Source organism: Salmonella sp. SA15303, from assembly GCF_029962125.1.
In the GTDB taxonomy this organism is placed as follows: domain Bacteria; phylum Pseudomonadota; class Gammaproteobacteria; order Enterobacterales; family Enterobacteriaceae; genus Salmonella; species Salmonella enterica.
Genome location: NZ_CP123924.1, coordinates 1,549,243 through 1,569,464, shown reverse-complemented (window position 1 = coordinate 1,569,464; position 20,222 = coordinate 1,549,243). Strand labels below are relative to the sequence as shown.

The window sequence follows — 20,222 nt, the reverse complement described above, 5'->3', positions numbered from 1 at the left end:
CACTATTTACAGGTGACCGATTTACCAAAAGTGAATATATAAGATGGGGGACTATCTGCACTGTGCCCTCGCCGATACTTCCTTTTACAACCCACCAAACAGCAATCCATTAAGCCGTGCCGACACTCACGTTATTGATGGAAAGATATTATATGCTGCCGTCACATGAAATAATGAACTGAGCGCGATCGGACGCCTTGAAAAACGCTGACAGAAATACGCTTCAGATCAAATTTTTCCCATTGAAGTCGATGAGATAAACATTTATCCGGGAAACGGGTCACGAAAACAGTTGGGAGAGTTGTTCCACTGCCTGATGCAAGAAATGGACAAACTGCTGAGTTTTTATCAGCGATGCCTGAGAAATGACAGTCACGTTATAATTTTTATAGCGGAGTAATGGGCCATATGTTTAACACTTCGACAATTATTGTGAATTACCCATATGAAACCGCTGGCGCTTACGGAACCGCCCAACATCCGGCTCTTCGTTCGTCGGGACGTGTTGGGTTTCGGCTACGCCTCACCCAACGAGTCTATGGTCTCTATGCGTCACAGGTTTTCATAAGTTGGATGCAATCCAACATTTAGAGGCTCAGGTATTGCTCATCAGCCTCAACCGCCGATAAATCGGCGGTTATTGACATCATCAACGCGGCATTACATCAGCGGCATCGCCAGTTGCACAAGGCTAATCAGCGGCTGCGGCCAGACGCCCAGTACCAACACCAGCAACGCGGAGATCAGCACCACGATACCGCCTGCGCTGTACTGCCAGTTTGTCGGCGCGTCGCGTCCCGGTTGCTGCGGCGCGTGCAGGTAGAGACTCACCGCAACACGCAGGTAGTAGTACAAACCAATCGCGGAACCCACTACCACGGCGGCGACCAGCCACCACAGGCTGGCCTGAACGCCGACCGCCAGCACGTAGAATTTGCCGATAAAGCCCAGCGTCATCGGGATACCTGCCAGCGACAGCATCATCACCGTCATCACCGCGGCAAGAACCGGGCGGTGCCAGAATAGACCACGGTAAGAGTACAGAGAATCCGCATCCGGGCCGCGGAACGGGCTGGACATCAGGCTGACCACGCCAAACGCGCCGAGGCTGCTGAACAGATAACCGGCCAGATAAACGCCTACCGCTTCCATCGACATCTCGCCGCTCTGCAGGGCAATCAGCGCCACCAGCAGATAGCCGAGGTGAGAGATAGAAGAGTAACCGAGCAGACGTTTGATGTTGGTCTGGCTCAGCGCCATCAGGTTACCGAAGATGATAGAGGCAAAGGCGATAATGCCCAGCACCACGCGTACCGCTTCGCTGTCGCCTACCGGCGCATACAGGAACAGACGCATCACCACGCCGAAGATAGCGATTTTGCTCGCCGTCGCCAGGAAGGTAGAAACCGGCGCAGGCGCGCCCTGGTAAACGTCTGGCGTCCACAGGTGGAACGGCACCAGAGAGAGTTTAAAGCCCAGACCGACAATCATCAGGCCAAAGCCCGCCAGCAGCAACGGCTCGTGCAGCATACCATCGCCGAGGCTCTTACCGAGCGCTTCGAAAGACAGGTTGCCGGACTGCGCATAGACCAGCGCCATCCCGAACAGCAGGAAAGACGAGGCGGCGGCGGAGAGGATGGTGTATTTGATACTGGCTTCCAGCGAGCGTTTCTGGCGGAAAGCATAACCAATCAGGCCGAACAGCGGCAGTGAGATCAGTTCAATACCGAGGAACAGCGCCGCCAGATGGTTGGCGTTCGCCAGCAGAATTCCGCCCAGGCTGGCGATTAACACCAGCAGGTAGAACTCTTCCTGGTTATCGTTATAGCCTTCCAGCCACGGGTAGGCAAAGGTACAGGTGGCGAGGCTCGCCAGCAGCACCAGCCCGGTGTAGAGCATCGCAAAGCCGTCAACGCGCATCAGCGGCGTGACGTCCATTGCCCCGGCCTGGCCGACAAACCAAAGCGAAACCAGAGCAGCGTTAAGCCCAATGACCGACAGCGTGGCATTGAGGAAGTGATTGCGTCGCCACGCAATGGAGAGCATCACAACCACCACCGTCAAGCCGACGATCAGCAGCGGTAGCAGCGCAATCAGGTGTTGTGGAGTTATTGTCATGGCGATTTACGGCCTTGTAGTAGTAACGGAATTAACAAACCACTGCTGGATGTTGCTCATCGCAGAATGCGAGGTATCCAGAATCGGCTGCGGATAGAAGCCAAGCAGTACCAGAAGCACCACCAGCAACAGAATGATAAACAGCTCGCGCAGCGACATCCCTGGCAGTTCTACACTGGCAATCTGGCTCTTCGCCTTACCAAAGTAAGCGCGATGCAGCATCGCCAGCGAGTATACAGAGGCGAATACCAGCCCAAAGGTGGAGATCACGGTAATCACCGGCACCACCTGGTAGCTGCCGAACAGAATCATAAATTCGCCGACAAAGTTACCGGTGCCCGGCATCCCGAGCGTCGCCACCGCAAAGAACATGGACAGCGCAGGCAACCATTTCATTTTGCCCCACAGGCCGCCCATCATACGCATATCACGCGTATGCAGACGTTCGTACAACTGGCCACACAGAATGAACAGACCCGCCGCGGACAAACCGTGCGCAATCATCTGAATCACCGCGCCCTGGTACGCCAGCTGACTGCCGGTGTAGATAGCGATCAGCACGAAGCCCATGTGGGAAACGGAGGTATAGGCAATCAGGCGCTTGATGTCGTATTGGGTAAAGGCCATCCACGCGCCGTAGAAAATGCCGATAACGCCAAGCCACATAGCGATAGGCGCAAACTCCGCCGACGCGTTCGGGAACAATGGCAGGGAGAAACGCAGCAGACCGTAAGCGGCGGTTTTCAGCAAGATCCCCGCCAGGTCGACGGAACCGGCGGTCGGCGCCTGGGAGTGCGCATCCGGCAGCCAGCCATGCAGCGGAACCACCGGCATTTTCACCGCGAAGGCGATGAAGAAGCCCAGCATCAGCAGATATTCCACACCGTGGGACATCGGCGTATTCAGCAGCTCTTCATAATTGAAGGTCCACACGCCGGTCGCGTTGTAGTGCACAAAGACCAGCGCCAGGATGGCAATCAACATCACCAGACCACTCGCCTGGGTGTAGATGAAGAACTTGGTCGCCGCCGTGATACGCGTTTTCCCGTCAGAAGCTTTGTGGCCCCACAGCGCGATCAGGAAGTACATCGGCACCAGCATCATTTCCCAGAAGAAGAAAAACAGGAACATGTCGATGGCCAGGAACACGCCGATAACGCCGCCTAAGATCCACATCAGGTTCAGGTGGAAGAAGCCCTGATATTTTTCGATTTCTCGCCAGGAGCAAAGCACCGCCAGAACGCCGAGCAGGCCGGTCAGCACCACCATTAGCAGCGACAGTCCGTCGAGCGCCAGATGGATAGAGATGCCAAAACGCGGGATCCACGGCAGGACAAATTCAGATTGCCACTGCGGAATACCGGCGGATTGCGTCAGTGAATAGCCGCCCTGCAACCACAATTGCAGACCGAGCGCCAGCGTCAGCCCCATGGTAATCAGCGCTATCCAGCGCGGCACCTTCACGCCAAAGCGTTCGGTCTGCCAGCACAGAAAGCCGCCGATAAAGGGGATTAATATCAACCAGGGTAATAACATAGCTAAGTATGTCCCTTATATTTACTCCTGCTCAGGCTATCTCACTCGTCAGCCCAAATCCTGCCAGTGCTCACACAAAACGCAGCGCGTTTTGAACGTCCGTAAGGACGGCCCCGTAGGGGTGAGCTTCGCGAATCATCCTCACGTACTTCAGTACGCTCCGGTTGCTGTGCGCTGGCGGTATCCGGTCTGACTTCGCCGATGACGCCTGTACTTCAGGAACAGATTTTCAACGAATTCTAAAAATTATTTTTGGGTTTGTAGGCCGGATAAGCACTGCGCCATCCGGCAGTCGTTCATCCAGCCAACAAACTCAACGCAGTACCATCAACAGTGCCAGCACAACGACAGCGCCGATGCTCATGGATGCCACATACCAGCGCAAATAACCGTTCTCGCTCAGTACCAGGCCTTTGCCTGCAAAACGGGAAAGGATAGCCGGAATGTTCATCAACGCATTAAGCGGGTCGCGCTTCAGCAGCCAGGCGATACCGAGGAATGGCTTGACGAATACTTTGTCGTACAGCCAGTCAAAGCCCCAGGCGTTATACCACCAGGTGCCCAGCAGACGGCCCGGCGCGCTGTTGGCGATCGACGTCACCAGCGTACGTTTACCCAGCCACAGCCATGCGGCAATCAGAATGCCGGCAATCGCCACTACGCCAGAGGTAATTTCCAGCGTCATGACGCGACCATGCGCCAGTTCAGTTGTCTGCGGCAGCACCCCCTGCAGCGGCGGCACAATCAGCGCGCCAACAAAGGTAGACAGAATCATCAGGACAATCAGCGGCAGATGGTGGGTAATCCCCTTCCCTGCATGAGCATGAATTTGTTCTTTACCGTGGAATACGATGAAAATCATCCGGAAGGTGTACAGGGAGGTCATGAACGCGCCGACCAGACCCGCCACCATCAGATTGATATGACCGTTCGCCATCGCCCCGGCCAGAATCTCATCCTTACTGAAGAAGCCCGCAGTGACCAGCGGCAGCGCCGACAGCGCCGCGCCCCCCACCAGGAAGCAGGCATACACCAGCGGAATGGACTTACGCAGACCGCCCATCTTAAAGATGTTCTGTTCGTGATGGCAGGCCAGAATGACGGAACCGGACGCCAGGAACAGCAGCGCTTTGAAGAACGCATGGGTCATCAGATGGAAAATCGCCGCATCCCACGCCTGTACGCCAAGCGCCAGGAACATGTAGCCAATCTGGCTCATGGTGGAATAGGCCAGCACGCGTTTGATGTCGGTCTGCACCAGCGCGGCGAAACCTGCCATTACCAGCGTAATCGCCCCGATAATGCCCACCAGATGCAGAATTTCCGGGGTCATCAGGAACAGACCATGGGTACGAGCGATCAGGTAGACACCGGCGGTCACCATGGTGGCGGCGTGGATCAGCGCGGAGACCGGCGTCGGACCGGCCATCGCGTCGGCAAGCCAGGTCTGCAACGGTAGCTGCGCAGATTTACCGACCGCGCCGCCCAGCAGCATCAGCGTCGCCCACATCAGCATGTTGTTGCCGTCAGCAAAGTGCGCTGGCGCCAGCTCGACCATTTCGCGGAAGTTCAGCGTGCCCAGTTCGTTGTAGAGGATGAACAGCGCGAAGGCGAGGAATACGTCACCGACACGGGTCACCACGAAGGCTTTCATTGCCGCCGCGCCATTCTTCGGATCGCTGTAATAGAAGCCGATCAACAGATAAGAGCACAGGCCCACGCCTTCCCAGCCGAGGTACATCAACAGCAGGTTATCGGACAGCACCAGAACCACCATGCTGGCGATAAACAGGTTGGTATAAGCGAAGAAGCGGGAGTAGCCCTCTTCTCCACGCATGTACCAGGACGCGAACATGTGGATCAGGAAGCCGACGCCGGTGACCACAGAGAGCATGGTCAGCGACAGGCCGTCCAGCACCAGGTTAAAACCGATGTTAAAGTTACCGACCGACATCCACGTCCACAGCGGCTGGCTGAACGCCTGTTTGCCGTTGGCGAAGAAATCCATCCCGACAAACGCTGTCACCAACGCCGCCAGACCAACGGAGCCCACGCCAATGGTCGCGGAGAGATTTTCCGACCAGCGTCCGCGAGAGAACGCCAGCAGTACAAAGCCAATCAATGGCAGAATAATGGTTAAGGCAAGCATGTTCATCCACGCATCTCACTTACTGAATCGATGTTCAGGTTCTGGCGACGGCGATGGAGTTGCAGCAACAGCGCAAGTCCAATACTCGCTTCCGCAGCCGCAAGGCTGATGGCGAGAATGTACATCACCTGACCATCGGTCTGGCCCCAGTAGCTCCCGGCGACCACAAAGGCCAGCGCGGAGGCGTTAATCATGATTTCCAGCCCAATCAGCATAAACAGCAGATTGCGGCGGATAACCAGACCGGTTAAACCCAGGACGAATAAAATCGCAGCGAGGATCAGTCCGTGTGTTAAGGGGATCATGCGCGCTCCTCCGTTTTTCTTTTCGCGCGGTCATCGGCGCGGTTGCTTAGCACTTCGCCCGCACGCTCTTCACGACCGACGTGGAACGCCACCACCAGGCCTGCCAGCAGCAGCATAGACGCCAGTTCGACCGCCAGAACATAAGGCCCGAACAGCGTAATGCCCACCGCTTTCGCGCTAATCGGCGTGCCGTCGATGCCCTGGTCGTTAACGCCCAGAATGGCGTACACAATGACCGCCAGCATAATGGCCGACAAAACCGCCGGACCAATCCACACCTGCGGCTTCAGCCACTGGCGTTCCTGTTCGATTTCGCTGCCGCCGAGGTTGAGCATCATCACCACGAACACAAACAGCACCATGATGGCGCCTGCGTAGACGATAATTTCCAGCGCACCGGCAAAGTAAGCGCCCAGCGAAAAGAACACCCCGGAAATCGCCAGTAGCGATATCACCAGATACAACAGCGCGTGTACCGGATTGGTATGGGTGATCACTCGCAGGGTCGCGAGGATGGCTATCAGGCCACAGATATAAAAAGCGAATTCCATTGCCCTCTCCTTACGGTAACAGGCTCTTGACGTCGATAGGCTTGGCTTCGTTCTCTGCTTCGCCTTTATCTTTGCCGTCGATTGCCATACCCGCCATCCGGTAGAAGTTATATTCCGGGTATTTGCCCGGACCGGAAATCAGCAGATCCTCTTTTTCGTACACCAGATCCTGACGTTTGTATTCGCCCAGTTCGAAGTCCGGGGTCAACTGAATCGCCGTGGTCGGGCACGCTTCTTCGCACAGGCCGCAGAAGATGCAGCGTGAGAAGTTAATGCGGAAAAATTCCGGATACCAGCGGCCATCTTTGGTCTCCGCTTTTTGCAGAGAGATACAGCCTACCGGACAGGCTACCGCGCACAGGTTACAGGCAACGCAGCGCTCTTCACCGTCCGGGTCGCGCGTGAGCACGATACGACCACGGTAACGGGGCGGTAAATAGACCGGCTCTTCCGGATACATCCGCGTTTCGCGTTTGGCGAACGCATGCAGGCCGATCATCCAGATACTGCGTACCTGAGTGCCGAAACCTACTAATAATTCTTTTAAGGTCATGGTCTTTGTGTCCCTTATTGCGCCTGCCACAGAATGACAGCCGCCGTTACCAGCAAGTTGATGAGCGTCAGCGGCAGGCAAACTTTCCAGCCGAAGGACATTACCTGGTCATAACGCGGACGCGGTAACGACGCACGAATCAAAATGAACATCATCATGAAGAACGCGGTTTTCAGCGCGAACCAGACGAATGGCGGTAAGAACGGGCCATGCCAGCCACCGAAGAACAGCGTTACCATCAGCGCGGAAACGGTGACGATGCCGATGTACTCCCCCACGAAGAACAGACCGAATTTCATCCCGGAATATTCGATGTGGTAACCGTCCGCCAGTTCCTGCTCGGCTTCCGGCTGGTCAAACGGGTGACGGTGACAGACCGCTACGCCCGCGATGGCGAAAGTAACAAACCCAAAGAATTGCGGAATCACGTTCCACAGATGCGCCTGGTTATTGACGATATCGGTCATATTAAATGAACCGGCCTGCGCCACCACGCCCATCAGGGAAAGACCAAGAAACACTTCGTAGCTCACCGTCTGGGCAGACGCGCGCATCGCGCCCAGCAGCGAGTATTTGTTGTTGCTCGACCAACCGGCGAACAGCACCGCGTAAACCGCCAGACCGGCCATCATCAGGAAGAACAAAATCCCGATGTTTAAATCGGCCACCACCCAATTAGGGCTAACCGGCACAATGGCGAAGGAGAGCAGCAGCGAAGTAAACGCGATCATCGGCGCCAGGGTAAAGATGACGCGATCCGAGAATTTCGGGATCCAGTCTTCTTTAAAGAACATCTTGATCATATCCGCGACCAGCTGGAGCGAGCCGCCCCAGCCAACGCGGTTTGGTCCATAACGGTTCTGGAACAGACCCAGCAGACGACGTTCGCCAAAGCTCATGAAGGCCCCGCAGGTGACGACCACCAGCAGAATCACCACCGCTTTGAGAATGCTCAGCAGGATCTCAATCAGATCCGGTGTAATCCAACTCATTGTTGCGCCTCCCGCAGATCCTCAAGACGCGCGCCAGCCAGAACCGGCGCGATGCCAGGCATACCCATCGGCAGCCCTACCTGCCCTGCCGCTAACCCTTCAGAGATTTCAACCGGCAGCGTCACCGTATTGCCATCGTAGCTAAAGGAGACGCGCGTCCCGGCATTGACGCCCAACTTCGCGGCATCCGCCGGGTTAAGTTTGATATACGGCTGCGGCATACGGCTCTGGAAGACCGGAGAACGCTGAGACAATTCGTCGCTGCCAAACAGGTGGTAATACGGCGCAATACGCCACTGACCGTCCTGCGCCTGGAAGCTTGCCGGCACGGTAGTGAAATAATCCAGACCGCCCTCAGTCGCTTCAATCAAACGCACGCCCGGATCGCCGTGACGCAGTTTGCCGCCCACTTCATCCTGGAATTTGTTCCACGCCTGCGGGGAGTTCCAGCCCGGCGCCCAGGCGAACGGAATTTCAGATCGCGGGGCAGTCGGTTGGTTATTCCCTTCCATTGAGAAGGCGAACATGGTGTCTTTATCCTGCGGCTGACGTGGTTCATGCACGCTGATATTGGCGCGCATCGCCGTACGACCGCTGTAACGATGCGGTTCGCGCGCCAGCTTCTGCCCACGAATGCGGAAGGTCGCATCCGGCGCGGCGTCCTTAATGCCGGCAAATTGCGGCATGGCGGCAATGACCGCGTCGATCACGTGGTCAAGCTGAGTCCAGTCCACTTCGCGGTTTTCGACGGTGCTGTGCAGTGAATGCAGCCAGCGCCAGCTTTCCAGCATAATCGTCTTGTTATCGTAGTAGGCCGGATCATAAACCTGGAAGAAGCGCTGCGCGCGGCCTTCGTTGTTGATGACCGTACCATCGCTTTCGGCGAAGCTTGCCGCGGAAAGCACCAGATGCGCGTTTTCCATAATCGCCGTGCGCTGATGGTCAACCACCATCACCAGCGGCGCTTTGGCGAGCGCAGCGTTCACGCGCGTAGCGCTTGCATGACGGTGGAGATCGTTTTCCAGCACCACCACGGCGTCCGCGCTGCCGGTTTCCAGCTCGCCCAACGCATCATCAAGCGAACCGCCGCCCATCATACCCAGCCCCATGCTGTTCACGGAGCGGGCAATCATAGTAATACCGACGTCGGCGCCACGGCCTTTCAGCGCTTTCGCCACGTTGGCGGCCGCCTGAATCACCTCACTGCTACCGGCGTTAGTGCCGGAGATAATCAGCGGTTTTTTCGCGCCGGCCAACGCCTGCACAATGACATCAATTTTGTTTTGTAAGTCGCTGTCGATACCGTCAACCGCAGGCGCTGTATTGTCCAGCGCATGAGCAATCGCAAAGCCCAGGCGCGCCTGATCTTCCACCGGCGCGCGATAGGTCCAGGCGGCGATATCATCCAGACGGGTGTCATCCACGTTGGTCACGAACAGCGGATGTTTGGCACGCTGGCCGATGTTAAGGATGGCCGCAATCTGCCAGTCGGCCACTTTCTGCGCCGCCGCCATTTCACGCGCTTTACCTTTCACCGCCTGGCGTACCGCCAGCGCAACGCGCGCGCCGGTCTGAGTGACATCCTCACCCAAGACCAGTACCGCGTCATAAGATTCGATCTCCCGCAGCGCCGGGGTGTAAATTCCGCCTTCACGCAGCACTTTCAGCGCCAGTTGCAGACGTTCCTGCTCGCCGCGCGCGATACCGGTGTAGAAGTTTTCCGCACCAACCAGCTCACGCAGCGCAAAGTTGCTCTCAATGCTGGCGCGTGGCGAACCGATACCGATCACTTTCTTCGACTGGCGCAGAATATCCGCCGCGCCCTGCATCGCCTGCTCGGCGTTGAGGGTGATGAAGTCATCGCCACGGCGCTGAACCGGCTGACGCGGACGGTCTTTCAGGTTCACATAGCCATAGCCGAAACGACCGCGGTCGCAGAGGAAGTAGTGGTTAACGGTACCGTTGTAACGGTTTTCGATACGGCGTAATTCGCCATAGCGCTCGCCCGGGCTGATGTTACAGCCGATGGAACACTGCTGACAGATGCTCGGCGCAAACTGCATGTCCCATTTACGGTTGTAACGCTCGGAGTGCGTTTTATCGGTGAAGACGCCGGTCGGGCAAATCTCGACCAGGTTACCGGAGAATTCGCTTTCCAGCGTACCGTCTTCCGGACGCCCGAAGTAGACGTTGTCATGCGCGCCATAGACGCCCAGATCGGTGCCGTCGGCATAATCTTTGTAGTAACGCACACAACGGTAGCAGGCGATGCAGCGGTTCATTTCGTGCGAGATGAACGGCCCCAGATCCTGGTTGCGGTGGGTACGTTTGGTGAAACGGTAGCGACGGAAACTGTGCCCCGTCATCACGGTCATATCCTGAAGATGGCAGTTACCGCCCTCTTCACAGACCGGACAGTCGTGCGGGTGGTTAGTCATCAGCCACTCCACCACGCTTTCACGGAACTGTTTCGCTTCTTCGTCGTCAATAGAGATAAAGGTACCGTCGGTGGCTGGCGTCATACAGGACATCACCAGGCGACCACGCGTATCTTCCGCGTTTTGGTATTGCTTCACCGCACACTGGCGGCAAGCACCGACGCTTCCCAGCGCCGGGTGCCAGCAAAAATACGGAATATCAAGGCCGAGGGACAGACATGCCTGTAGCAGGTTGTCCGCGCCATTGACCTCGTATTCTTTGCCGTCTACATGAATCGTAGCCATTAGCATGCTTCCAAATTAAAAATCGTTAACTCACCAGCGCTCTTTGAGCAGGTTCGGCTGAATACCATTGATTAAATGGGTATTACTGAACGGCTGCTTGATGCCAGCTTCGAATTCTTCGCGGAAATACTTAATTGCGCTTTGCAGTGGCTCAACCGCGCCCGGCGCATGCGCGCAGAAGGTTTTACCCGGTCCGAGGAAACGACACAGTTGCTCAAGTGTCTCGATATCCCCCGGCTGGCCTTCGCCACGCTCCAGCGCGCGCAGAATTTTCACGCTCCACGGCAGCCCGTCGCGGCATGGCGTACACCAGCCGCAGGATTCGCGGGCAAAGAACTCTTCCAGGTTACGCACCAGCGACACCATGCCGATTTCGTGGTCTACCGCCATCGCCAGCGCGGTGCCCAGACGGCTGCCTGCTTTACCGATGCTTTCGAACTCCATCGGCAGGTCAAGATGCGCCTCGGTCAGGAAGTCGGTTCCCGCCCCGCCCGGCTGCCAGGCTTTGAATTTCAGGCCATCGCGCATACCGCCGGCGTAGTCTTCGAGGATCTCGCGCGCGGTGGTGCCGAACGGTAATTCCCACAGGCCCGGATTCTTCACGCGGCCCGAGAAGCCCATCAGCTTGGTACCCGCATCTTTGCTTTTCGAGATGTTCTGGTACCACTCCACGCCGTTGGCGAGGATTGCCGGGACGTTACACAACGTTTCGACGTTATTCACACAGGTCGGCTTGCCCCATACGCCGGAGGTCGCCGGGAAAGGCGGCTTGGAGCGCGGGTTCGCGCGGCGGCCTTCGAGGGAGTTAATCAGCGCCGTTTCTTCACCACAGATGTAACGCCCTGCCCCGGTGTGGACAAACAGTTCAAAGTCGAACCCGGTGCCCATGATATTTTTGCCAAGCAGCCCGGCCTCGGTTGCTTCGGCAATCGCACGGCGCAGATGTACAGCCGCTTCGATATATTCGCCGCGCAGGAAGATGTAACCACGATACGCTTTCAGCGCGAACGCGGAGATCAACATACCTTCCACCAGCAGGTGCGGCAGTTGTTCCATCAGCAGACGGTCTTTATAGGTGCCCGGTTCCATTTCATCGGCGTTACACAGCAGGTAACGGATGTTCATGGATTCATCTTTCGGCATCAGGCTCCACTTCAGACCGGTGGAAAAGCCCGCGCCGCCGCGCCCTTTCAGACCGGCGTCTTTTACCTGGCTGACGATTTCATCCGGAGACAGGCCGGTCAGCGCCTTACGCGCGCCTTCGTAGCCGTTTTTGCTACGATATTCATCCAGCCAGACCGGCTGTTTGTCATCGCGCAGACGCCAGGTCAGCGGATGGGTTTCGGGAGTACGGATAACGTTTTTCATTTATACCGCTCCAGTAGTTCAGGAATGGCTTCCGGGGTCAGATGGCTGTGAGTATCCTCATCAATCATCATGTTCGGCCCTTTATCGCAATTCCCCAGGCAGCAGGTCGGCAGCAGCGTAAAGCGACCATCAAAGGTCGTCTGCCCCGGTTTGATGTTGAGATTTTTTTCCAGCGCGGCCTGAATCCCCTGATAGCCGGTGATATGGCACACCACGCTGTCGCAGTAGCGAATCACGTGGCGACCGACCGGCTGACGGAAGATCTGGCTGTAGAATGTGGCGACGCCTTCGACGTCGCTCGCCGGAATACCCAGCACATCGGCAATAGCGTAGATCGCGCCGTCCGGCACCCAGCCACGCTGCTTCTGAACAATTTTCAGCGCTTCAATGGACGCCGCACGCGGGTCTTCGTAGTGGTGCTTCTCGTGCTCTATCGCTTCACGCTCTGCCGCACTCAGCTCAAAAGCCTCGGTTTGTGGTTGTTGATTCTCGTGCATAATTAGCGGTCCACATCTGACATAACAAAATCGATACTACCCAGATAGACAATCAGGTCGGAGACCAGGCTACCGCGGATCGCCGAGGGAATCTGCTGCAAGTGCGCAAAGCTCGGCGTGCGCACGCGGGTACGGTAGCTCATAGTGCTGCCGTCGCTGGTCAGGTAGTAACTGTTAATCCCCTTCGTCGCTTCCACCATCTGGAAGGACTCCTGCGCCGGCATCACCGGGCCCCAGGAGACCTGCAGGAAGTGGGTGATCAGGGTTTCGATATGTTGCAGCGTGCGCTCTTTCGGCGGCGGCGTGGTCAGCGGGTGATCCGCTTTGAACGGGCCTTCCGGCATGTTATCGAGGCACTGCTGAAGAATGCGCAGACTCTGGCGCAGCTCTTCCACTTTCAGCATCACGCGGGTATAGCAGTCGGAAACGCCGCCACCCACCGGCACTTCAAAGTCAAAGTTTTCGTAGCCAGAGTATGGACGCCATTTACGTACGTCGAAGTCGATCCCGGTCGCGCGCAGCCCTGCGCCGGTGGTGCCCCACTCCAGCGCCTCTTTCGCGCCGTAAGCGGCAACGCCCTGCGAACGCCCTTTCAGAATAGTGTTACGCAGCGCGGCTTTCTCGTAAGAATCCAGACGCTTCGGCATCCACTCAAGGAACTCTCGCAGCAGGCGATCCCAACCGCGCGGCAAGTCGTGCGCGACGCCGCCGATACGGAACCAGGCCGGGTGCATACGGAAACCGGTAATGGCTTCCACCAGGTCATAAATTTTCTGCCGGTCGGTAAAGGCAAAGAAGACCGGCGTCATCGCGCCGACGTCCTGAATAAAGGTCGAGATGTACAGCAGATGACTGTTAATGCGGAACAGTTCGGAGAGCATCACGCGGATGACGTTCACACGATCCGGGACGGTGATCCCTGCCAACTTTTCTACCGCCAGCACGTACGGCATTTCATTGACGCAACCACCGAGGTATTCGATACGGTCGGTATAGGGAATGTAGCTATGCCAGGACTGGCGCTCGCCCATTTTTTCGGCGCCGCGGTGGTGATAGCCGATATCCGGCACGCAGTCGACGATTTCTTCACCGTCAAGTTGCAGGATAATACGAAACGCACCGTGCGCAGACGGGTGGTTCGGGCCGAGGTTGAGGAACATAAAGTCCTCGTTGTCAGTCCCGCGCTTCATCCCCCAGTCTTCCGGCTTAAAGGTCAGCGCTTCCATTTCCAGATCCTGCTTGGCTTTGGTCAGCTCAAACGGGTCGAATTCGGTCGCGCGCGCCGGATAATCTTTACGCAGCGGATGGCCTTCCCAGGTTTGCGGCATCATGATGCGCGTCAGGTGCGGGTGGCCTTCGATATCAATACCAAACATCTCCCAGGTCTCACGCTCGTACCAGTTGGCGTTAGGGAAAAGTTTAGTGAAGGTCGGCACGCGCAGGTCGTTTTCAGACAACGCCACCTTGAGCATGATATCGCGATTACGCTCAATGGAAATCAGGTGGTAGAAAACGGAAAAATCCGCGGCGGGTAACCCGTCACGGTGCGTACGCAGGCGTTCATCCATGCCGTGTAAGTCAAACAGCATGACGTAAGGTTTCGGCAGTTTCTTTAAGAAATCGCCAACCTCCAGTAGTTGTTCACGCTTGACCCAAACAACGGGGATACCGGTGCGGGTCGCCTGAACGGTAAAGGCATCCGGCCCAAAACGGTTGCGCAGTTCGCCGATAACCGGATCATCAAGATGATCGCGGGTACTCCATGCAGCGTCTTGCGCGGTTAAGTCGGTCATATTGTTCACCATTGCAAATGGTCCGTGGTGGTCGGCAGTGCTTCGCGCTATTAAAATAGTGGTTAGCGAAGTGAAGTGCTGCTGCCGACAGGCGCAAATTAAATCTCGTCCGGGGTACGCAGGTTCGTGACGGCAATACGCTCGCCGCGTTTACGTTCGCGTTCTGGCTGCATATTGGCGCGATACACGCCCTGATCGCCCACCACCCATGAGAGCGGACGGCGCTCTTTGCCAATCGATTCTTGCAGCAGCATCAACGCCTGCATATACGCTTCCGGACGCGGCGGACAGCCAGGGATATACACATCCACCGGGATGAACTTATCAACGCCCTGCACTACCGAATAAATATCGTACATGCCGCCGGAGTTGGCGCAGGCGCCCATAGAAATGACCCATTTTGGCTCCAGCATTTGGTCATACAGACGCTGAATAACCGGGGCCATTTTGGTAAAGCAGGTACCGGCCACCACCATCAGGTCAGCCTGACGTGGCGACGCACGCAGCACTTCCGCGCCGAAACGGGCAACGTCATGCACTGCGGTAAAAGAGGTCACCATCTCTACATAGCAGCAAGAAAGGCCGAAGTTGTAGGGCCAAATTGAGTTTTTACGGCCCCAGTTAACCATGTCATGCAGTTTGCCCATGAACACGTTTTTGTTAACTTCCTGCTCCAGGGGGTCGGTTACGATCTCCTGTTTTTGCAGGGGGTAACGGTCATTCTCACCGTTAGGATCTATGCGGGTGAGCGTATAATCCATCTTAATGCCTCGCGGTTAGCGTTGACGATTAGCGATACTGTTCGTTTCCGGGTTCATACGCTCGCGGCGTGAACGCGCGGGCGTCCAGTCCAACGCGCCAATACGCGCCAGATAAACCAGACCAGCCAGTAACACAAAAATAAAAATTGCAGCTTCCACAAAGCCAACCCAGCCGCTTTCGCGGATAGAAGTCGACCATGCGAACAGATACAGCGCTTCAACGTCGAAGATAACGAAGAACATGGCTACCAGGTAAAACTTGGCAGACAGGCGTAAGCGGGCGGTGCCGACCGAATCGATACCTGATTCAAACGGAACGTTCTTGTGCCTCGCGCGTGCGCGACCGCCCAAAAACCAACCGCCTACCAGCATCAGGCAGCACAGGCCAATGGCAACGATAAGAAAGATAGCGAATGCCCAGTGATGAGCGATGACTTCAGTGGATGTTGACATACTCATTGCTTACTCATCAAAAGTAGCGCCAGTTTCTCTGCTCTTTACGGCAGATGGGCGCCACATCGATTCATGGGGAGGAATAAAAAAAACCCTACAATTACTGTAGAAAATGATAAAAACAGCTAATTGATGTGGTTTTTTACTCCTTTCTATAACCTTTTGTCAACTTTAACAAAAGTTCCTTCACATTAATTTACATCAATTCATCACCATTAACATTAAGTGCCATCCTGGAGAAAATGACTCTTCGACCAGGGGGGATTTTATGTTGTTGAATCGTGTCCGTTGTGAAGCAAAAGAAATAACACACACCTATTTTGACAGGAATTTGTGAAGATGCCTCCCCCTAAATGGGAGTATTTTCTTGATCTGTGACACGCTTTTGTTAATTCACCCCCTAAAACAGCAACAATTTCTCTAGTTTTTTAACATGCAAATTCATAAAATGGATGTTCTGGTTATTTTTTGCCCACATTGAACTGCGAATCGCTACTGGCTGATTTACCGCAACTTTTACAATTTGTGCGGTTAAGCGCGTACAGATGGGCACAAAAAAAGAGCCACTGAGCGTTTTTTCATCGCCAGCGGCTCTTTTTTACATTTACGACTTAGCGCCTTTTGCCTGCGAGCTACTCAAAACCCCCTTCCACCATCAGCGGATCATCTCCGCCCTCTGCAGAAAACTGGTTGTAATGCCATGGGTTTTGGTAGCTTTCCATCGCATGGAAAATCACCATCGCCAGCTCGTTCTGGCTATTGGGATCGCGGCACAACAGATATTCCGTATCCGGCAAAGGCGGTAATCCGTCTGCGGCGCCCAGCACGCGAAGGTCGGGACTCATCATTTCGACAGGTCGAGCCGTTACGCCAAGACCGGCTTTAACGGCCGCGCGTACCGCCGGTAATGTAGACGCCACATAGGCCAGCCGCCAGGGAATACCCGCTGCATTTAGCGTCTCCAGCACCATATCGCGGAATGGGCTGGGATCGTCCAGCAGGACTAGTGGTACGGGCTCTCCCCTTTGCAAAACATACTCAGCCGCACAATACCAATGGGTGGGCGAGGTCCGCAAATTCAGACAGTCCAGCGAATGAGGTTGGTTAGTCGTCACCACCAAATCTACTTCCTGCGATTTAACCATGTCCACCATATAGGCGTTGCGTTTTACCCGTACATCAAGCGCGAGTTTCGGATAAACCGAGCTGATTCGGCTAAGCAAAAAAGGCAGGATAGTATCAGCTGATTCATCAGAAGCGCCGATTGTTAACACTCCCTGAAGATTACTGAACATTAATGATGAACACGCCTCATCATTAAAACGCAGGATTTTTCTGGCGTACCCCAGAAGCTGGATACCGTGTTCGGTCAAAAGTTTGTTACGGCCATGGCGGGCGAACAATTCCTTTCCCACGAGTTGCTCAAGACGCTGCATTTGCTGACTGACCGCAGACTGAGTACGACATACCGCCGCCGCCGCCGCGGCGAAGGTGTTCAGATCGGCAACGGCCACGAACGTTCTCAGCAGATCGAGATCGAGGTTAATTATCGGACGATTTGCATTTATCATAATTTTTCACTTACTGGCGGGTCATATCGGGCTGACCTGGTTAATGCTGTGCATTCAGAAACAAGCAATTCCATTTGTAATGTGCATCCTTCGCAGTACCGCCTGGTTACCCAGGTAAATGTTAGAATGTAATTGAAAATACGACCAAAACACTTCTCTTACTTACTGATATAATACCAAATGCAACTGATCGGGATATATCAAAGAGAATGTGTCATACCTTTAGGCGTCTACAGATTTCTGCTAATGATGGACGTGTAAATCTTGTAACAGCGTCAAATAGTTTACCGAGACGCACAGATACAAAAACAATATATTGAACAATAGGTTATGTATAAAATCGCGTCATGATAATTAGCAGACAACGCAGACTACGCCCCCGTTTCGGATCATTATCTTAACCTAAAACCGCTATATTTATAAGTATTATTACGAATAATCTTAACCTGGGATATGTTATACTAATCGGACCAGAAAGATATTATTACGACTTTAGTAAATGCTTTTTAAATATTAAATAATAATTAATTAAGATTTCTACCATTCATTAATTATACTTAACAATAGTTTCACACCCCCCGCCGCCGGAAAGGTCTAACCTTCTCATTTTACCTTTAATACTCAGTATTTCCGAAATAGCCGACGCGACACTAATGATGAATGCTTATCTCTCATAAAACAGATAATTTATGACAACATAAAAAACCACATTACGCGCAATCATATAGAACAAAACACCATACATACAGAAAAAAATAGAAAATACATCTAACTAAATGATTTTATGAAGTTTTAAACAGTTCGAAAGCGCGTTAAAAATAAACAAAATCTTCTTCTGTTCACTCTTCAAAACTCACCGTCGTGGGAGTACATTGTTTCGTGCTGACTTCCACGGCAGGGAGTGGCAATAACAGCTAAAAGGTCAAGATTCATGTCCCCCATTGAAAAATCCAGCAAACTCGAAAATGTCTGTTATGACATTCGTGGCCCCGTTCTGAAAGAAGCGAAACGCCTTGAGGAAGAAGGTAATAAAGTTCTTAAACTGAATATCGGCAACCCCGCCCCCTTCGGATTCGAAGCGCCGGACGAAATTCTGGTCGATGTCATTCGTAATTTGCCGACGGCGCAAGGATATTGCGACTCGAAAGGGCTTTATTCCGCCCGTAAAGCGATTATGCAGCATTATCAGGCCCGTGGAATGCGCGATGTAACCGTGGAAGATATCTATATCGGTAACGGCGTTTCCGAGCTGATCGTTCAGGCGATGCAGGCGTTGCTTAACAGTGGCGATGAAATGCTGGTTCCCGCGCCCGATTATCCGTTATGGACAGCGGCGGTATCGCTCTCCAGCGGCAAGGCGGTACATTATCTTTGCGATGAATCTTCCGACTGGTTCCCGGACCTTGACGATATCCGCGCCAAAATCACCCCACGTACGCGTGGTATTGTCATTATTAATCCAAACAACCCTACTGGCGCCGTCTATTCTAAAGAATTGTTGATGGAAATTGTCAACATTGCGCGCGAGCATAATCTCATCATCTTCGCCGATGAAATTTATGACAAGATTCTCTATGACGATGCCGAGCATCACTCTATCGCCGCACTGGCGCCTGATCTGCTGACCATCACCTTTAATGGGTTGTCTAAAACCTATCGCGTCGCCGGCTTCCGCCAGGGCTGGATGGTGCTGAACGGGCCGAAAAAACATGCGAAAGGCTATATTGAAGGGCTGGAGATGTTAGCCTCAATGCGCCTGTGCGCCAACGTCCCGGCGCAACATGCTATTCAGACCGCGCTCGGCGGCTATCAAAGCATTAGTGAATTTATTCTGCCGGGCGGTCGACTGTATGAACAGCGTAACCGCGCCTGGGAGTTGATTAACGATATTCCCGGCGTTTCCTGCGTAAAACCGCGCGGCGCGTTGTACATGTTCCCCAGGATCGACGCTAAACGTTTTAATATTCACGACGACCAGAAGATGGTGCTGGACTTCCTGCTACAGGAAAAGGTGCTGCTGGTGCAAGGTACCGCCTTTAACTGGCCGTGGCCAGATCACTTCCGCATTGTGACGCTACCGCGTGAAGATGACCTGGAGATGGCCATCAACCGTTTTGGGCGTTTCCTCTCAGGTTACCATCAATAATCTTAAATTCAGGCTACTTCGGTAGCCTGAATTGCATCTTCATCTCCCTCCCCGCACAATGAAGTCTGCCGCAGTGAAAACAAAAGGTAATCTATGAAGCAGAGCCATTTTTTCGCCCATCTCTCCCGCATGAAGTTGATTAACCGCTGGCCGCTGATGCGTAACGTGCGTACAGAAAACGTCTCCGAACATAGTCTGCAGGTGGCGATGGTCGCCCATGCGTTGGCGGCGATAAAAAACCGTAAATTTGGCGGTCAGCTCAATGCTGAACGCATCGCGCTTCTGGCGATGTATCATGATGCCTCGGAAGTACTGACCGGCGATCTGCCGACGCCGGTAAAATATTTTAATTCCCAGATAGCCCAGGAATATAAAGCGATCGAAAAAATCGCCCAGCAAAAGCTGGTTGATATGGCGCCGGATGAATTACGCGATATTTTCGCACCGCTTATTGATGAGAATGCCTGGAGCGAAGAAGAACAGGCAATCGTAAAACAGGCCGATGCGCTTTGCGCCTACCTGAAATGCCTGGAGGAGCTCTCAGCGGGAAACAATGAGTTTGGACTGGCAAAAACGCGGCTGGAAAAAACGCTGGAATTACGTCGCAGCCAGGAGATGGACTATTTTATGGCGGTATTCGTACCAAGTTTCCATCTTTCTCTTGACGAGATAAGCCAGGATTCACCGCTTTAGTTGCCGGATGGCG

18 protein-coding genes are annotated in these 20,222 nt (G+C 54.4%); 3 read left to right on the top strand and 15 right to left on the bottom strand.

What is annotated here, in order from left to right:
* Positions 1–292: 292 nt before the first annotated feature.
* Complete coding sequence (locus tag QEN31_RS07485) at positions 293–400, top strand: hypothetical protein (protein ID WP_001674899.1); 108 nt, start codon at positions 293–295, stop codon at positions 398–400.
* Positions 401–660: 260 nt separating this feature from the next.
* On the opposite strand, the gene nuoN is transcribed toward QEN31_RS07485, so the two are convergent.
* From nuoN to lrhA, 15 genes are all read right to left on the bottom strand, one after another.
* Positions 661–2,118: an NADH-quinone oxidoreductase subunit NuoN gene (gene nuoN / locus QEN31_RS07480; protein WP_000156667.1), complete on the bottom strand. Its 1,458-nt coding sequence runs from the start codon at positions 2,116–2,118 to the stop codon at positions 661–663.
* 6 nt (positions 2,119–2,124) lie between these two features.
* Positions 2,125–3,654 carry an NADH-quinone oxidoreductase subunit M gene (gene nuoM, locus QEN31_RS07475; protein ID WP_000926431.1) on the bottom strand — a complete coding sequence of 510 codons (1,530 nt, stop codon included), beginning with the start codon at positions 3,652–3,654 and terminating at the stop codon, positions 2,125–2,127.
* Between the two features lie 313 nt (positions 3,655–3,967).
* Positions 3,968–5,809: an NADH-quinone oxidoreductase subunit L gene (gene nuoL / locus QEN31_RS07470; protein ID WP_001056582.1), complete on the bottom strand. Its 1,842-nt coding sequence runs from the start codon at positions 5,807–5,809 to the stop codon at positions 3,968–3,970.
* Positions 5,806–6,108 (bottom strand): NADH-quinone oxidoreductase subunit NuoK, encoded by a 303-nt coding sequence (nuoK, locus tag QEN31_RS07465; protein WP_000612687.1) that lies wholly within the window; start codon positions 6,106–6,108, stop codon positions 5,806–5,808. Before nuoK ends, nuoL begins: the two co-directional genes overlap by 4 nt.
* Positions 6,105–6,659: an NADH-quinone oxidoreductase subunit J gene (nuoJ, locus tag QEN31_RS07460; RefSeq protein WP_000393522.1), complete on the bottom strand. Its 555-nt coding sequence runs from the start codon at positions 6,657–6,659 to the stop codon at positions 6,105–6,107. The genes nuoK and nuoJ overlap by 4 nt, the downstream gene beginning before the upstream one ends.
* Before the next feature lie 10 nt (positions 6,660–6,669).
* Positions 6,670–7,212: an NADH-quinone oxidoreductase subunit NuoI gene (gene nuoI / locus QEN31_RS07455; protein ID WP_000172747.1), complete on the bottom strand. Its 543-nt coding sequence runs from the start codon at positions 7,210–7,212 to the stop codon at positions 6,670–6,672.
* A gap of 14 nt (positions 7,213–7,226) precedes the next feature.
* On the bottom strand, positions 7,227–8,204 hold the full coding sequence (nuoH, locus tag QEN31_RS07450; RefSeq protein ID WP_000118515.1) for an NADH-quinone oxidoreductase subunit NuoH: 978 nt from the start codon (positions 8,202–8,204) through the stop codon (positions 7,227–7,229).
* Positions 8,201–10,927, bottom strand: coding sequence for an NADH-quinone oxidoreductase subunit NuoG (gene nuoG, locus QEN31_RS07445; RefSeq protein ID WP_001518099.1), 2,727 nt, complete (start codon positions 10,925–10,927; stop codon positions 8,201–8,203). Before nuoG ends, nuoH begins: the two co-directional genes overlap by 4 nt.
* A gap of 30 nt (positions 10,928–10,957) precedes the next feature.
* Positions 10,958–12,295, bottom strand: coding sequence for an NADH-quinone oxidoreductase subunit NuoF (nuoF, locus tag QEN31_RS07440; RefSeq protein ID WP_000800048.1), 1,338 nt, complete (start codon positions 12,293–12,295; stop codon positions 10,958–10,960).
* Positions 12,292–12,792, bottom strand: a complete 501-nt coding sequence (nuoE, locus tag QEN31_RS07435; protein WP_000545038.1) for an NADH-quinone oxidoreductase subunit NuoE — start codon at positions 12,790–12,792, stop codon at positions 12,292–12,294. Before nuoE ends, nuoF begins: the two co-directional genes overlap by 4 nt.
* A gap of 2 nt (positions 12,793–12,794) precedes the next feature.
* Positions 12,795–14,597 (bottom strand): NADH-quinone oxidoreductase subunit C/D, encoded by a 1,803-nt coding sequence (gene nuoC, locus QEN31_RS07430; RefSeq protein WP_000247855.1) that lies wholly within the window; start codon positions 14,595–14,597, stop codon positions 12,795–12,797.
* 86 nt (positions 14,598–14,683) lie between these two features.
* Positions 14,684–15,346, bottom strand: coding sequence for an NADH-quinone oxidoreductase subunit NuoB (nuoB, locus tag QEN31_RS07425; RefSeq protein WP_000386728.1), 663 nt, complete (start codon positions 15,344–15,346; stop codon positions 14,684–14,686).
* Between the two features lie 15 nt (positions 15,347–15,361).
* Complete coding sequence (nuoA, locus tag QEN31_RS07420) at positions 15,362–15,805, bottom strand: NADH-quinone oxidoreductase subunit NuoA (RefSeq protein ID WP_000062993.1); 444 nt, start codon at positions 15,803–15,805, stop codon at positions 15,362–15,364.
* A gap of 394 nt (positions 15,806–16,199) precedes the next feature.
* Entirely contained in the window at positions 16,200–16,352 is a 153-nt protein-coding gene (locus QEN31_RS07415; protein WP_001522276.1) for an STM2329 family putative cytoplasmic protein, read from the bottom strand.
* Positions 16,353–16,431: 79 nt separating this feature from the next.
* Positions 16,432–17,370 carry a transcriptional regulator LrhA gene (gene lrhA / locus QEN31_RS07410; RefSeq protein WP_000606288.1) on the bottom strand — a complete coding sequence of 313 codons (939 nt, stop codon included), beginning with the start codon at positions 17,368–17,370 and terminating at the stop codon, positions 16,432–16,434.
* Positions 17,371–18,301: 931 nt separating this feature from the next.
* Here lrhA and alaA point away from each other — a divergent pair.
* Positions 18,302–19,516, top strand: a complete 1,215-nt coding sequence (alaA, locus tag QEN31_RS07405) for an alanine transaminase AlaA (protein WP_000074540.1) — start codon at positions 18,302–18,304, stop codon at positions 19,514–19,516.
* Positions 19,517–19,609: 93 nt separating this feature from the next.
* Positions 19,610–20,209, top strand: coding sequence for a 5'-deoxynucleotidase (gene yfbR, locus QEN31_RS07400; RefSeq protein ID WP_000813882.1), 600 nt, complete (start codon positions 19,610–19,612; stop codon positions 20,207–20,209).
* Positions 20,210–20,222 lie beyond the last annotated feature (13 nt).